Source organism: Lujinxingia vulgaris, assembly GCF_007997005.1.
Lineage (GTDB): Bacteria > Myxococcota_A > Bradymonadia > Bradymonadales > Bradymonadaceae > Lujinxingia.
Genome location: NZ_VOSL01000119.1, coordinates 1 through 14,993, shown reverse-complemented (window position 1 = coordinate 14,993; position 14,993 = coordinate 1). Strand labels below are relative to the sequence as shown.

Genomic DNA, 14,993 nt, shown 5'->3' with positions numbered 1-14,993 from the left:
TCGGTCAGGGGCATCAGCTCGACGACCGGGGCGCGGCCGCGGGTGCCGCTGCCGGCGCAGGCCGGGCAGCCGGCGCCGCGGTAGGTCTTAAAGCCCATGGGGGCGCCCTGGGGGAAGAGTTTCTGGGTGAAGGCGGCCGGGGCGGTGAAGGGCTCGCGGCAGTTGTCGCAGATGCGGGCGGCACTGCGCTGGGTGAGGATGGCGCTTAATCCGTGGGCCAGGGCCTCGACGGGGACGCCGAACTCGCGCAGGCCCTGCAAGACGTGCAGGGCGCTTTTGCCGTGCAGGACGCCGACCACGCGCACGCCGCGCCTGGCGAGGTTGAGGGCTTGCATGACGGTCTGGGGATCGGGGAAGTCGCCGATGCCGAGGACGTCGACGTCAAAGCGCACGAACTCGGCGATGGCGGCGTCAAAACCAAAGCCGCGCTCGGGTTGGATGAGCGCCTGCTGCACGCCGGGGATGGTGGCGAGGATGTCGTCTTCCAGCGAGGCGACCTTGAGGCGGCGGTCGGCGCCCAGGCGTTTGAGCAGGGCGTAGAAGGTCTGGGATTTTTGCTCGTGTCGCGGCCCCACAATCAAAAAGAGGCCGGGGGGGCCCTGGAGAACCGCATCGAGCTCGCCGACCACCTCCTCATCAAACCCGAGGTCTTCAAGTCCCGCCGGCTCTTCGCCGCGGGAGAGGAGCTTGATGGAGAGCTGTTCGCCGAGGATCGAGGGCATCACGTGGATGTGCAGGTGGTAGGTGCGGGCGTCGCGCACCCAGGAGAGGCGCCCGCGCTGGGGGATGACCTGCTCCAGGGGGTCGAGATGCGCGCTCATCTTCAAAAATTCGACGAGGTAGGTGATCTCGGGGGCGTCAAAGGCCAGCTCGGCCACCTCGGTCAGCCCGGAGGCCATGCGCAGGCGCACCGAGGCGCCGTCGGGCTGATTATCGATGTGGATGGTGGAGGCGGAGACGCGGTGGGCGGCGCGCAGCACGTTTTCGAATTTTTGTTCGACGCGGGTCTTCAGGTTGTCTTCGTGCACATCGCCCGGGCGGCGGCCTTCGAGCAGCGTGTTCCAGAGGTGGTCGAACTCCTCGTGGCTCACGAGATAGGTCTCGATCTGAGTGGCGTCGAGGATGCGGGCCAGCTCGATGGTGGGGGCGTCCGGGTCGACCGTGGCGACGGTGAGGCGGCCCTGGTAGACGAGCAGCGGGATCACCTGGTGGTGGCGCAAGAAGGCCCGCGGCACCGAGTAGACGAGCTCGTGGTCGGCGATCTTTAAGAGCGTGTCGACCGGCGCGAGCAGAAAGCCGCGCTGAATGGCGAGCGCCTTGATGAGATCGCGCTCCTGGATGCGGGCGCTCTCGACCAGCGCCTGACCTAAGCGCTGGCCGCGGGCGTCGGCTTCGAGCGCAGCGAGCTCGATGTCGGAGCGGTCGGCGACCCCGAGCTCGACGAGGATGTCGCCGAGTTTGGAGGAGAAGCGAAGTTGGCCCAGGCTTTGTTGATCGTAGGTGTCGGGGCCGGTGCGCTCGATGCAGAGGATCTCGGGGTTTTTGTCGCCCTCGGCCACCGGCACCACCATGCGGCCGCCGACGGCCAGGCGGCCTTTAAGTTTTTCGGGCACGCGCGGGGCGATGGCCGAGAGCAGGATGGCGTCGTAGGGGGAGTTGAGCGCGTATTCGGTGAGACGCGGGCCGTGGAGGATGTCGACGTTGGCGATCCCGAGGCGTTTGAGGCGGCCTTCGGCGAGCTTGGCGAGCGGCAGGCGGCGCTCCACCGAGTAGACAAAGGAGGCCAGGCGGCTGAGCAGCGCGGCGATGTAGCCGGTGTCGGTGCCGATCTCCAGGACTCTGGCCTCCGGGGTAAGCCGCAGCGCGGCGATGAGTTTTCCGACGACCTCCAGCGGGGGCAGCGTGGTGGCAGCGCTTAAGGGCTGGTCGGCGTCGTCGCCGGCGGCCATGAAGGTGCGGCGCGCGACCTGGTTGAGCACCTCGACCACGCGCGCGTCGTGCACGCCGCGGGCGGCGTACCAGCTGGTGTCGTGCTGTTCGTGGGGCTCGGGCAGCGCGGGCGGATCGAGGGCGATCTCGCTGACCTCGCTTAAGACCTCGATCTGCGGGTCGTCTTCAAAGGGATCGACGAAGGCGTCGCTGACGTCGGAGGCCTCGCTGACCTCCGACGCTTCGGTGACTTCGGAGGCATCGCTGATTTCGCTGACTTCGGATGCTTCGCTGACTTCGGACGCTTCGGATACTTCGGAAACCTCGGATACTTCGCTCACAGCCTGCCTCTCGAGTTGAACGCAAAAAAATGACCCCACGCGCTATCGCATGGGGTCACCCTAGATCCGATTGGGATGTGGTGCCACAGAAACCCGGTGTTCATGCCCGGGTGCCAGGCGTCCGCACAGGATCGGGTGCCAGACACCCGATCCCACCGCCCCCCCCTGATTAAAATTACTTGATGCGCCAGGTGGTGCCCTCGGTGCTGTCCATGATCTCGACCTGGAGGGCGTCGAGCTCGTCGCGGATGGCGTCGGCGCGGGCCCAGTCTTTGGTGTCGCGGGCCTCTTTGCGCCGGGCGATGAGCGACTCGATGTGCTCGGCGTCGAGCTCCAGGGCTTTGACCTTGAGGTCGCGCAATTCCAGCAGCGCTTTTTGCGGCTCGCGCTCCAGAAGTCCCAGGATGTTGCCGGCGGTGGTCAGCAGCTCGCGCAGCTTAAAGAGGGTGTAAGGCTCATCGCCTTTGGGCTTCTTCTTGGACTGGGTGGCGTCGTTGATCGCGCGCGCCAGCTCGCCAAGCAGCGCCAGGGCGCGGGGGGTGTTGAAGTCGTCGGCCATCGCCTCGTCGAAGCGCTCCATGAAGCCCTCAATGAGCTCTTTGCGCTCGACGACAAGGCCGGTCTGGGGCGGGGCGTTGTCGGCGGCGTCGAAGCCCGCGCGGGTCAGAGCCTCGTCGATGCGGGTGAGGCAGGTGTACAGATACTCGACGCGGCTGGCGGCCTCTTCGAGCTGCTGGACGGCGTAGGTGATGGGGCTTCGGTAGAGCACCGTGTGCATGAAGTAGCGGATCGCCTCGGGGTGGAAGCCCTGCAGGACGTCGCGTGTCGTCCAGAAATTGCCCAGCGATTTCGACATCTTACGCTCGACGCGCTCGCCATCTTCGTTCGTCTCGGCGACGTTGACCATGCCCACGTGCATCCAGTTGCGGGCAAAGGGCGCGTGGCCGCAGGCGGCCTCGGACTGGGCGATCTCATTCTCGTGGTGCGGGAAGATCAGATCACGCCCGCCCCCGTGAATATCAAAGCTGTCGCCCAGGTAGCGCTGGCTCATCGCCGAGCATTCGATATGCCACCCCGGTCGCCCAAAGCCCCAGGGCGACTCCCAGCCCAGCTCACCCTCTTCGGCGCCCTTCCACAGCGCGAAGTCGAAGGGGTGCTCCTTGATGTCCGATGCTTCCACCCGGCCCGAGCGTCCCGCCTCCATATCGTCGAGCTTGCGGCCGGAGAGCTTGCCGTAGTCCTCAAAGGAGCTGATGCGAAAATACACGTCGCCCTCGACCGCGTAGGCATGCCCGCGCTCAATGAGGCTTTTGACCATCGCGATGATCTCATCGATATGCTCGCTGACCTTCGGCTCCACATCGGCGTGCGCCACGCCCAGCTGGCCCATGTCCTCGTCGAGCGCCTCGATGAAGTGCTGCGAGAGCTCCAGCGGGTCGATGCCCTTCTCGGCGGCGCGCTTGATGATCTTGTCGTCCACGTCGGTGTGGTTGCGCACAAAGGTCAGGTCGTAGCCGAGGTGGCGCAGAAAACGCTGCACGACATCAAAAAAGATGAAGACGCGCGCGTGCCCGATGTGCGTCAGATCATACACCGTCACCCCGCAGACATACATGCTGACCTTGCCGGGTTCGGCCGGCTCAAGGGTTCGCTTCTGGTCGCTCATGGTGTCAAAGAGGGTGATCGGTCGGATGCTCATGCTACGTCGCTCCATTTTTTTCGTTCAGGGGGGCCAATAGGTCGTTCAGGGGGCTAACTGCCGTTGGTAGGGCTCTAGCACAGTGGGCGGGCGCGATAAAACATCCATCCGCATCAGCTCCCCAGAACGAATCCTGCGGCGTCGCCGCGGGCTCGCGGTAGCGCTGCTACAGCTTCGCCCTTGCTCCTTGCAGGGCTTCGCCCTGGAGAGCTGATGATCTGGTGGTACGCGTTAGAATAAGGTCCTGTCCGGGTGCCAGGCACCCGATCGTTTAGATCCCCAACAAGCGCCGGATCGCATCGAGGAAAAACCCCGCCACGACTTCGGCCGGGGAGCGGTTGCGCGTTCGGGCGGCAGGGTTTTTCTCGAAAAAGTAGGTGCCGCGACCCTCAAAGAGATCGACGACCAGGGGTTCGCGCTCCGGGTCGAGCAGGTAGGGCAAGAAGGTGGCGGCGCGGCGAGTGCGGTAGTTGAGGCGGGTGTCGAAGCCGAGGACGTTGGGCTGGCGTTTTTCGGCGCGGGCCGAGGTGTCGTGGAGAGCGTGTGCGCTCACGTCGCCGTAGCCCTCCAGAATGAGCGAGCCGGTGCCGCTGAAGATCAGAAAACGCACCTGGGAGGTGGCCCAGGCGTGCAGGTTCAAGAGGCGCCAGCGGGCCTCGATGCGGATGTCGCCGCGCACCGCCACCACGCGCGAGGCGCGAAAGACCAGCCCGGGATGATCGCGCAGATCGACGCGCATCAGGTAGGCGTCGGCGTCGTGGGGGGAGCCCAGGAGCACCTCGCGGGGAGTCTCAATGGCGTGTTTTGTTGTGTCGGATTCTTTCGTGTTTTCAGTGGGTTGGCTGCCTTCGAGTCGGGTGAGCAGGGTCAGCCCGGAGATGAACGAGATGTTGGGGGCGCGACGGTCGAAGAAGAGGGCGGTGGAGGCGCCCCGGCGGTCGGAGAGGATGTAGCCGGGTCTTGCGAGCAGGCGCTCGCCGGGGGAGAGCGGCAGGGTGAGGGTGCGCTCGGTGGGGAAGGTGCGCAGCTGAGGGGAGGCGTCGGCGTCCTCCCCGTCGCTTGCGGTGAGCGGGGCCGCCAGCTGAATGGCGGGGGCGCGGGTCAAGAGCGGCAGGCCCACAAAGTACCAGAGCGTGCGGCGGATGTAGGGGGAGAGCGCGATGAGCAGGGCGATGGCCAGCAGACCCGGCCAGCGCTTTCGGAACTCGAGGATCAGCCAGCGCTCACGGCGCAGGCGCTCTTCTTCGGTCTGGTAGCTGCGGGCCTGCTCAAGCAGGGCGGTGCGGGAGGCTTCGAGCTCTAAGAGCGCCTGTTCGCTCTCTTGGAGGTGCGCTTCGAGCTCGGCGGTGGAGGCGTTGAGGCGTTCTTCGGCGCTGGCGCGGAAGCGTTTGGCGTCCTGGCGGGCCTGCGTTTCGATCTGGCGCGCGCTGCGGGCGACGGCCTGCCGTTGCATGGCGGCGGAGGCTTCCAGGCGTTCGATCTGGGCGCGCAGGGTGCGACACGTCCACCAGTCGACGGGGTTGAGGCTTGCGCAGTAGCGGGCCTCCATGCGGCGAGTGCTTTGTTCGACGGCGCGTCGGGACTCGGCGACGGTGCGACGCGTCTCCTGGGCCTGGTTATGGGCGGCCATGGCAATGCGGTTGAGTTCCTTTCGGGTCTCCTCCTCCCAGGCCTGCAGCGCGAGCTGGCGTTGGCGGTCGATGGCGACGATGCGGGCCTGATGACCACTGGCCAGCGCCAGCTGTCGGGCGGCCTCGGCGATGTCGCGCTCGCGGGCGTTCTGAAGATCATGGAGACGCTGCGGGGTCTCGACGACCTCGCGAAGATGCGGTCCGGCCTGCCCCAGCAGCAGCGCCCCGGCAAAGAGCAGCAGCATCAGCCCGCCCACGATCAGCAGGGCTTTGAGCAGCGCGGCGGTCAGGGCGGCAAAAAGGCGCATGGCGGCGTCTTCCGGGCGATAGGAATGATGCGATACAAGCTGGCGAGGAGGAGGCGCGTATGCTGGCGACTTCAGAACAGCGGGCGCCCACCCCGATCATCCCGCCGGCTCGCTACGCCGCGGGTGGCGATCGTTTCTGTGAGGGGTAAGTGCCTGAAGGTAAAGGGTATTATGTGCGGCAGAAGCGCGTCGATGGCGCGTCGATCTCACCGTCGCAGGACTCGCCATCGGCCGGACAATTAAAATCGTTGACGCAGACGCGCTGGCAGGAGGCCTCTTCGCCTGCGCGCGGCCGCACGCAGATCGTGCCCGCCACACACAGCCCGAGACTTCCCCCGCAGGGCGCACCGGCCTCAATCAACCCCGCTCGCCCGCAGTACGCGCCGCGCTCGCCAGACTCGGGGTGGGTGCGCACCACACAGTCGGCGCCGGAGGGGCAGTCCTGCTGCAGAAGATCGCAGGGGGTGGCGGCCGGCTCGCAGGTGCCCAGCGCCTCGTGGCCGGGCAGCGCGCCGGAGCACCACTGGTCTTGGGGGCAACTCTCAAGCTCGCTGGCGTCGCAGGCGATGCGGCAATGAGGCTCAGCTTCGCCGGCGGAGCGCTTGCACACCAATCCCGCCGCGCAGTCGATATGCACCTCACAGGGCTCGCCATCGCCGCGGGTGTCATCGAGCAGCGCGCAGCGTGGCGAATCGTCGGCCGAGGCGCCGGGCACGCAGGCGGTGGGGCCGGCCTGGCGTGTGGGGCAGTCCTGGGCCAGCAGGTCGCAGGTTGAGGGGAAGGGCTCCTCAACGGGGCCGGCGTCGGCCAGGGCAGCGTCGTCGAGGCCCGCGTCGGGCAAGGGGCCGAGCGGCACGTCGGTGTCGGCGCAGGCCAGAGGAAGCAGCGCGAGCGCAGCGAGCGTCACGAGGAGCGTGCGCAGCGAGCGATGGCGAAGGTCGGGCGTAGGGGAGGTGTGTGCTCTGTTCATAGGTGGAGCGTAGCGCATCCACGCATCAGGACAAAGCCTGCGGCGTTGCTGCGGGCTCGCGGTAGCGCTGCGCGCATCCACGCATCAGGACAAAGCCTGCGGCGTCGCTGCGGGCTCGCGGTAGCGCTGCTACAGCTTCGCCCTGGCTCCTTGCAGGACTTCGCCCTGCTGCGTGGATGGTTGGGAGCTATTCATTCATGGTTTTGTGGGGCTGGGGGCCAAAACGTCGAACATGATATTCGCATCGGTGCCAGGCACCCGATCGTCTTCTAATTGTCGAAACGATCCGAATCGCCGCCCTCGTCAAAAAGACTGGCGAAGGCGTCGAGGTCATCGGCCAGACTCTCGCGGCTCGGTGTGGGGCCGGCGTCGTTGGCTGCCGCAGTAGCGTCGGGTGCAGATGCGCTCGAGGCACCCAGGTAGGGACGAGGATCGATGCGGCAGCGCTGCCAGCGCCAGAGGGTGGCGAGCTCTAAGAGCGCCAGGCGAACCTCCTCGACCGTCTGGCTGCCGACCTGGTCGAGGTGGCGCAGGCGGCGCTCGTCGCCGTCGATCTCGTCGAGGGTGTAGCCGCGGGGGTCGGTGCCCAGGGTGGCCAGGCCGCGCTCCAGACGGCCGGCGTCGGCCGGGGGGAGGTTGAGCTCGGCCAGGCTCAGCGCCATAAAGCGCGCGTCGAAGAGGGCGCGCAGGTTGGGGAGGATGGCGCTCGTGGCGGGGAGGGTGAAGCTCGAAGAGGTGTCGGGCGGGGCCGGTCGAGCCGAGCGCAGCGAGGCGCCGTAGGTCGCCACCAGGTTGAGCTCGGTGCGGTAGGTGATAAGCGCGCACTCCACGCGGTGGGCCGCAGGCGAATCGGGGTGGTTGCGGGCCCAGGCCTGGGCCTCGCGGATCGGGCGCAGGCGGTCGAGCTCCATCGTCTCGAGCAGCGCGTCGTCCAGGAGCAGCACCGCCACCGGGTGGCCACCGATCGCATCGCGATGGTGCAACGCGCCCTCGCCATCGCAGTGGTAGGGGCTCAACACCTCATCGAGGGTGATGGGTGCGTCGCCCTTCTTGAGCCCACCCTGTTTGAGAAGTTGCGTGGCGCAGAGCTCTTCGACCTCGCTCAAAAAAGCCTGCCGTGCGTCGTCATCGTCGACCAGCGCGGCGATATGCGCGTGCAGGGTCAGGCCGCGGGATTCGGCAAAGGCGCGCCAGACCGCCTGGCGCGCACCCAGCAGAAGTCCTTTTCGCGAGATCTGCTGGCGGCCGCCGAAAAAACTCCCCTCCACCCGGCCGCTCACCGGGCGACCGTGGCGATCGGTGGGATCGATCAGCGCGCGCAGAAGATCGAGCTCCAGGCGCTGCCAGACCTCGCGGCGCCCGGGCTCGGGCACCTCGGCGAGCAGGTCGAGGGTGCGATTCAGGCGAACATCGCGCAGCTCATAGCCAAAGACCAGGTAGGTCGTGCCCTCAAAGCTCAGCGGCCAGCCGCAAAAAGTGCCCTCCCGACGCGCCAGCTCCCCGTCGCGCAGCAGCACCCCGGCCATCTTATACTCCGTCTTCGGGTTGAGCGCGCAGCGGGCCCGATCATGGACGGAGGTCTCCTGCGGACGGTAGTGGATCACCTGGAGGTTGGCGCGCTGCAACGCTCTCAGCACCTCTTTGAGCGCCGGATCTTTGACGGCCGAGCGCACGCGCCCCTGCAGCGGCTCTTTGCCAAAGATGCGCCCGCCGGAGTCGCCGTAGAGCGTGGCGGGCACCAGCACGCAGGCCCGAAGTTCGCGATCGATCAAGTCGAAGTAGAGTCCGGCGGCCTTGCAGACCTCGTTGAGCACCGAGAGCTCCGCGCGGGCGATCACCGCGTTATGCACGTCGACCCCGGCGCTGTGGATTGCATCGAGGATGCCGTTGAGTCGACGCGCGCGCTCCTCGCCAGCCTGGCGCTCTCGCCGGGCACACAGCGAGATCAGCTCGCCGGAGCAGGGGCGCTCCGAGGCGGAGGTCGATGCGGCGTTGGGGTCGTGCGGATCACCGGGGTGGGTCATACAGGGTCCTGGCCTTGGGGGGCCCGTCAACGTCGGGGGCGTCGCAAATGCGTGGGGCGCCATCACGCCCGGGGGGCCGCCTTATGCGGCCGCACCATCTAAGGAGGCAAGCGTCGAACTTCTTCCCATCGTCAACACGCGTGCCCTGGAGAGGGCAAAAGCGACGCGTTCACACACATCACCGGCGGGCAGGGGGCGGCTTGCGCATCACGTCGCGCGCCATCTCTGCGGGCACACTCCGTCGAACGATTGGGGCTGTGGGCGGCATTCCCCACGCGCGGCTGGCACCCGGACGAAGATCGAGATCGGACGCCTGGCACCCGGACGACGATCGTGATCGAATGGCCAGAAGATCGAATGGCTGGCACCCGGACGAAGAAGATCGAATGGCTGGCACCCGGACGAAGATCGAGTGCCTGGCACCCGAACGAAGAAGATCGAATGCCTGGCACCCGAACGAACATGCTTGATCGGCATCTTTTGCTGTAGGACTCCCAACCATCCATGCAGCAGGGCGAAGTCCTGCAAGGAGCCAGGGCGAAGCTGTAGCAGCGCTACCGCGAGCCCGCAGCGACGCTGCAGGCTTTGTCCTGATGCGTGGATGGGTGGATGCGCGTTGCATCGCGCCTGCCGCGATGCAAGTCTACGACGCTCACCTGCGGGTGATTACCTTTGATGGGAGGTGGAGCGCGCCGCGGGGGCGGGGAGGGCGCGCTCTTCGATGCTCCCGCTCTTCGCCTCTGACTGCGAGATGACCAGCAATGAACCCACCGAATACGACGCGAATTTACCTCTCTCCTCCGGACATCGGCGAGCTGGAGCGGCGCTATGTGCAGGAGGCTTTTGATACGAACTGGATCGCGCCTCTGGGGCCCAACGTCGACGGCTTTGAGCAGGAGCTGGCCGCCTACGTGGGCGCGGGCCACGCCGCGGCGCTCGTAAGCGGAACGGCGGCGTTGCATCTGGCGCTGAGGTTGTGCGGGGTGGGGCCAGGCGATGAGGTCGTGGTCTCCTCGCTGACCTTTGTGGCCAGCGCGGCGCCGGTGGCGCAGCTGGGCGCGCGCTGCACCTTTGTCGACGCCGAGACGGACTCCTGGAACCTCGATCCGGCGCTCGTCGCACAGCTTTTCGAAGATCGCGCCCGCGAGGGTCGCCTGCCGCGCGCGCTGATCGTGGTGCACCTCTACGGCCAGTCGGCCGACCTCGATCCGCTCATCGAGCTTTGTGATCGCTACGGCGTGGCGTTGATCGAAGACGCCGCCGAGGCCCTCGGAGCGACGTATAAAGGCAAGAGCCCGGGGAGTTTCGGGCGCGCGGGGATCTTTTCGTTTAATGGCAACAAGATCATCACCTCGTCGGGCGGCGGGATGCTGGTGAGCGACGACGCCGAGCTCATCGCGCATGCCCGCAAGCTCGCCACCCAGGCCCGCGACCCGGCGCCCCACTACGAGCACACCGAGCTGGGCTACAACTACCGCATGAGCAACGTGGTCGCCGGCATCGGCCGCGGCCAGCTCGCCACGCTCGACCAGAAGGTCGCCGCGCGCCGCGCCAACTTCGCCCATTACCTCAACGAGTTGGGCGAGCTTCCCGGCCTCGACTTCCAGCCCGAAGCCGCCTGGGGCAACCACTCGCGCTGGTTGACCTGCCTGACCGTCGACCCGCAGGCCTTTGGCGCCGACCGCGAGGCGATCCGCCTGGCGCTGGAGGCCGAAAACATCGAGGCGCGGCCGGTCTGGAAGCCGATGCATTTGCAGCCGGTGTTTCAGGAGGCCCCGATGGTCGGTGGTGCCGTCAGCGAAGATCTCTTCGAGCGCGGCCTCTGCCTGCCCTCCGGCTCCTCGCTGAGCCAGGCTGACCGCGAGCGCATCATCACCATCGTCGCCGGATGCGCCCGCTGATCGCGCCACCTCATCGCGCGCAACTACACCTGGGGTCCCAGCGACTCAAACTGCGACTCGCCCTCCACCTTCGCGCGCAACGCCTTTAAGACGCGCACGTGGGCCCGTGAGGCCCACGAGATCGAATAGCCCAGCTCTTCGGCCAGCTCCGAGAGCGTGCGTTTCTCAAAATAAAACCCCTCAATCAGCCTTCGCTCCCGATCCCCGAGCCCGGCCACCAGCTCACGGACGAGCTGCCGGGCCTGCTCCCGCTCCATCGCGTCGAGCGCCGGGGTCTGCCGCCCGCGCAACGCCTGCTCCGGCGGCTGGCTGAGCACATAGACCAGGTTGAGCTCACCAGCGATGTCGCCCAGAAGATCCATGCGCTCCTCAATCGAGCGCTCCTGGCGACTGACGTAGACCACGTGGGAGTAGGCCTGCATCACCTCGTTGGCGGCCTGCTCGTAGATGCTCTGCTGCGTGACCACCTGGGCGTGGCGACGGCAGGCGTCGAGCATCGCGCCGCGTATCCGGTAGTAGGCGTAGGTCAGAAAGCGCGAGTTGATCTCGGGATCAAAGCGCTCATAGGCCGCAAGAAGCCCGGTAAACCCCCAGCTGACCAGATCGTCGAAGCTCAGCTCTTCGCCGGTGCTTTGATGCACCTGATGGGCGATCTTGTAGACCAGCTTCTGAAAACGCCGGATCAACTCAAGGGTGTTGTCGGGCAGAGGACCGGTGATGTCACGGGTGGCTTTCGCCTGGCTCGTCTGAATCATGGCGTCGGGGATCCGGCTTGAGCGCCGTAGCGCATCAGGTTGCCGCATCCTCCCGGCCGACGAGGCGGAGCTCGGTGTCAGGTCGCCGAAGCGATGATCGCAAACACGATCGTCACTTCGCCCAAAACAGCACCGTACCCTCACCCTGTCAGGCGAAGAGGATGCTGACCTGTACACCGGGGGCCGCTACGATACGGCCCAACCCCCACAACAAGCAGGTCAAACGATTAAGAATGAAGCTACTCTAACCCCTGCTTCCCGTGCTGGCAAGCTGCCCGGTTGCTGCTGACCATCCCCTGCACTACACTCCGCCACGCAGCGGCCATGTTGGCCCCGACCCAGTGAACCTCCACCTTTCTACGGGGTGTTTGTGGAAGATCAGGAACTCCAACTCGTTGAGCGCGCCCAGGCCGGCGACCGGGAGGCGTTTAAGGAGCTCGTCGAGACCTACCAGCGCAAGGTCTACGGCATCTGCATCGGGATGCTCAAAAACCCCGATGACAGCATGGATGTGAGCCAGGAAGTCTTCATCAAGGTCTACCGCTACCTTGAGAAGTTCAACCGCCAGTCGAGCTTCTACACCTGGCTCTACCGGATCACGGTGAACATGTGCATCGACTTTTTGCGCAAGAAAAAGCGCGTGCAGGAGGTCGACTACGACGACGGGATCTTGCGCGGCAGCGACGAGGTCGAAGGCGATGAGCATATCCTCCCCTCCCGCCTGGGCTTAAACCCCGACAAGGTTTACGGCCGAAAAGAACTGCGCCAGAAGATGCTCGAGGCTCTGGAGACGCTCTCAGAGAAGCACCGCACGATCCTGATCCTGCGCGAGGTCGAGGGGTTGAGCTACGAGGAGATCGCCGACGTGCTCAACATCTCCAAAGGTACGGTGATGAGCCGTCTCTACCACGCGCGCCGCTACTTCCAGGCCGCCGTCGAGAGCTACGTAGGGGATGAGCTCAAGGTGAGCTAAGCGCCGAACTTTGTTTTGAATAGCGCGCCTTTGAGCTGCGTCTGGCTCACAGGAAGGATCTTCCCCTCACATCACCTGCAAGGCCGTCTCCCCATGTGAGACCGAGGCCCCCGATGACCCAAGAGAATCTGACATACGAGCAGGCGCTTCGCCTGCAGCGCTACGTCGACCGGGAGCTCCCCGAGGAGGAGCGTGCCGCGATCGAAGACGCCCTGGCCACGCGCCCGGGCTGGCAGATCTATGTGGCGGCGCTCCAGGAGCTTAAACTCGCTGTCGAGATGGCCGCCGAGGCCGCCTGGGAGAAAGCCCCGGCGGTCGACGCCGCCACCATCGCGCGTCTGGCGCAGGCCGCCTCCGATCTCAGCGAGAGCTCCCTCGATGAGCTCGCCCCGATGCTGGAGCGGTTTCATGACGGGGAGGTCGATGAGACCGAAGCCGCCGTGATCGCCGCGCTCCTGGAGACGCGCGAGGATGTGGCCGATTACCTGGCGGAGCTCGACGCCATGGGCCAGGGCATCCGAGGCAGCGATCTGAGCGCTGGCGCCGACTTCGGTGACTTCTGGCAGAAGATCGAGGCCGGTATCGACCAGGCCACGCTCAATGCGCACGAGGCCCCGGCCAAACCCCTGAACCACCCGGCCCGCTTTGATGCCGAGGAGCATCGGGTGCTCCTCTACCGCTACCACGACAACGAGGTCAGCGCGGAGGAGCGCGCCCGGGTCGAGCACTGGATCGCCGCCGGTGAGCCGCAGGTCGACGCCACCCTGGGAGCCCTGGCTGAACTTCACGTCGGCCTCAACGCCGGCGTGGAGCTGGCCCAGGACACCGCCGACTTCGCCGACCTCTGGGAGGGCGTCTCCGCCGGCATCGATCGCGCCGACGCCGAAGAGGCCGCCGGCAACGTCGTTACGTTGCAGGATCGCAAAAGCGACAACGCCGCCGCGCCTCGCTCCCTGGTGCAATCCCCCATCTTCGCCCTGGCCGCCGCCGTCGCCCTGCTGATCTGCGGCGCCATCGTCAGCCAGACCTTCATGCAGCAAGAGAAGATCGTGGAGACCCGCACCGTCGTCATCTTCGACAGCGTGGAGTACGCCCCGGGCTCTTCGGTGATGATCCACACCCCGCAGCTCACCGGCTTAAGCGCCGAAGAGGCCGCCGAAGAGGTCCCCATCCTCTGGGTGATGGAAGACGAAGATCCCGCAACCCCCTCCGCCGATGAGCAAGAATCGGCGCCGGCTGAGGATCGTGATGAAGATCCCGACGCCGGCGACGTCGAAGTTCAAGAGCAGCCACCGGGACTTCCCATCTGATGCTTTAGCGACACAATCCGTTGATCTGTGCCCGTGAATTGAAAAGGTGTTTTGACCGCCACCGCCCACGCGAGACCCACCATGCGAACGCTTCGAAACCTGCTGACATTTGCCTTTGCCTTCGGCCTGCTCCTGAGCTTCAGCGTCAACGCCAGCGCGCAGGAGAAAGTCACCGTCGAGGTCCGCGCGATCGCTGCCAGCGACGCCGGCGAGGGCTTCGATAGCCAGCTCTCCGACCTGCGTCGGCGCCTGGAGCGCGGGTTCGCCGGCTACTCCAGCTTTCGCCAGGTCGCCAGCTCTCGCCTCTCCCTGGGGGCCGGCGAGTCCGATGACGTGAGCCTGCCTGACGGCTCCACGCTGACGATGACCTCGCACGGCAAAGAAGAGAACTTCGTGAAGCTGGGGCTCTCCATCGGCGATCGCCTCAACACCACGCTTCGCGCCACCCCCGGCAGCACCTTCTTCCAGGCCGGCCTGAACTATCAGGACGGTATCCTCATCCTGGCGATCACGGTGAGGTAGTCTGCTGGATCCGGTCAAAACGTCTCGCGAGCGCACAGGCGGCAGTCATCGGGCTGCCGCCTGTGCGCGTTTCTGGACACCCCGAAAAGCCCTGTGCTAAGGTCTCGCCACGCTTGACCTTCTGGGCGATGGAACCATCGTCAACGTTCATCACAACGCCCGGTGTCTGACCTGCGAAGCAGGCGGGATCAGAATCCGACGACTCTCTCGATCAACACGCTCGGGGCGAACCCCATGACCGACCAAAATCGCAAAACTCTGCGCAGCTTCTACTGCCGAGACTACCTCTGGGAGCTCTTTGAGCAGATGGCTCAGGAGCTGGGCTGTTCGATGGACTACCTGATCAACGAGTCGATGCGTCAGTACGCGCGCAGCCGCGACTACGCCGTTGGCCCCGATCAGCAGCAGGACGCCGGCTTTGGCCCGGGTCCGCAACCGGGGGGCTACCCCTCCGGCAGCAACCCCGGGCTGGGCGCGCCGCCGCAGACCGGCGGCGATCGTTTCAATGTGGGCGGCTACGGCGGCGGTCCGGGCATGGATCATCGCACCTTCGATCGGGTGCCGGCCGTCGGTCAGGCGCCGGCCCCGGCCGCGCCTCGCCCCCCGCAGCCCCCGGCCTTTCAGCAGCGC

10 protein-coding genes and 1 pseudogene are annotated in these 14,993 nt (G+C 66.2%); 5 read left to right on the top strand and 6 right to left on the bottom strand.

The window, feature by feature from the left end; genetic code table 11:
• The 5 genes from FRC96_RS16840 to FRC96_RS16820 all read right to left on the bottom strand — a co-directional run.
• Positions 1–2,270: ATPase, T2SS/T4P/T4SS family (locus FRC96_RS16840; protein ID WP_230470370.1), on the bottom strand; the 2,270-nt coding region annotated here is incomplete at its 3' end.
• A 175-nt stretch (positions 2,271–2,445) separates the two neighbouring features.
• Positions 2,446–3,969, bottom strand: coding sequence for a cysteine--tRNA ligase (gene cysS, locus FRC96_RS16835; RefSeq protein WP_146976143.1), 1,524 nt, complete (start codon positions 3,967–3,969; stop codon positions 2,446–2,448).
• 271 nt (positions 3,970–4,240) lie between these two features.
• Positions 4,241–5,908, bottom strand: coding sequence for an AIM24 family protein (locus tag FRC96_RS16830; RefSeq protein ID WP_146976141.1), 1,668 nt, complete (start codon positions 5,906–5,908; stop codon positions 4,241–4,243).
• A gap of 169 nt (positions 5,909–6,077) precedes the next feature.
• A complete protein-coding gene (locus FRC96_RS16825) occupies positions 6,078–6,878 on the bottom strand; it encodes a hypothetical protein (RefSeq protein ID WP_146976140.1) in 801 nt (266 codons plus the stop codon).
• A gap of 269 nt (positions 6,879–7,147) precedes the next feature.
• Positions 7,148–8,902 (bottom strand): hypothetical protein, encoded by a 1,755-nt coding sequence (locus FRC96_RS16820; protein WP_146976138.1) that lies wholly within the window; start codon positions 8,900–8,902, stop codon positions 7,148–7,150.
• A 761-nt stretch (positions 8,903–9,663) separates the two neighbouring features.
• On the opposite strand from FRC96_RS16820, the gene FRC96_RS16815 reads away from it, so the two are divergent.
• Positions 9,664–10,803 (top strand): DegT/DnrJ/EryC1/StrS family aminotransferase, encoded by a 1,140-nt coding sequence (locus tag FRC96_RS16815; RefSeq protein ID WP_146976137.1) that lies wholly within the window; start codon positions 9,664–9,666, stop codon positions 10,801–10,803.
• A 23-nt stretch (positions 10,804–10,826) separates the two neighbouring features.
• Here the strand turns inward: FRC96_RS16815 and FRC96_RS16810 are convergent, their stop codons facing one another.
• Complete coding sequence (locus tag FRC96_RS16810; protein ID WP_230470369.1) at positions 10,827–11,558, bottom strand: sigma-70 family RNA polymerase sigma factor; 732 nt, start codon at positions 11,556–11,558, stop codon at positions 10,827–10,829.
• A 370-nt stretch (positions 11,559–11,928) separates the two neighbouring features.
• On the opposite strand from FRC96_RS16810, the gene FRC96_RS16805 reads away from it, so the two are divergent.
• The 4 genes and pseudogenes from FRC96_RS16805 to FRC96_RS16790 form a co-directional block, all read left to right on the top strand.
• Positions 11,929–12,531 (top strand): RNA polymerase sigma factor, encoded by a 603-nt coding sequence (locus FRC96_RS16805; protein WP_146976133.1) that lies wholly within the window; start codon positions 11,929–11,931, stop codon positions 12,529–12,531.
• Between the two features lie 113 nt (positions 12,532–12,644).
• Positions 12,645–13,841: an anti-sigma factor family protein gene (locus FRC96_RS16800; RefSeq protein ID WP_146976132.1), complete on the top strand. Its 1,197-nt coding sequence runs from the start codon at positions 12,645–12,647 to the stop codon at positions 13,839–13,841.
• An 81-nt stretch (positions 13,842–13,922) separates the two neighbouring features.
• The gene (locus FRC96_RS16795; RefSeq protein ID WP_146976130.1) at positions 13,923–14,363 is read left to right on the top strand and encodes a hypothetical protein; all 441 of its coding nucleotides are present in this window, start codon (positions 13,923–13,925) and stop codon (positions 14,361–14,363) included.
• A gap of 234 nt (positions 14,364–14,597) precedes the next feature.
• A pseudogene (locus FRC96_RS16790) lies at positions 14,598–14,993 on the top strand (hypothetical protein); the annotation flags it as partial.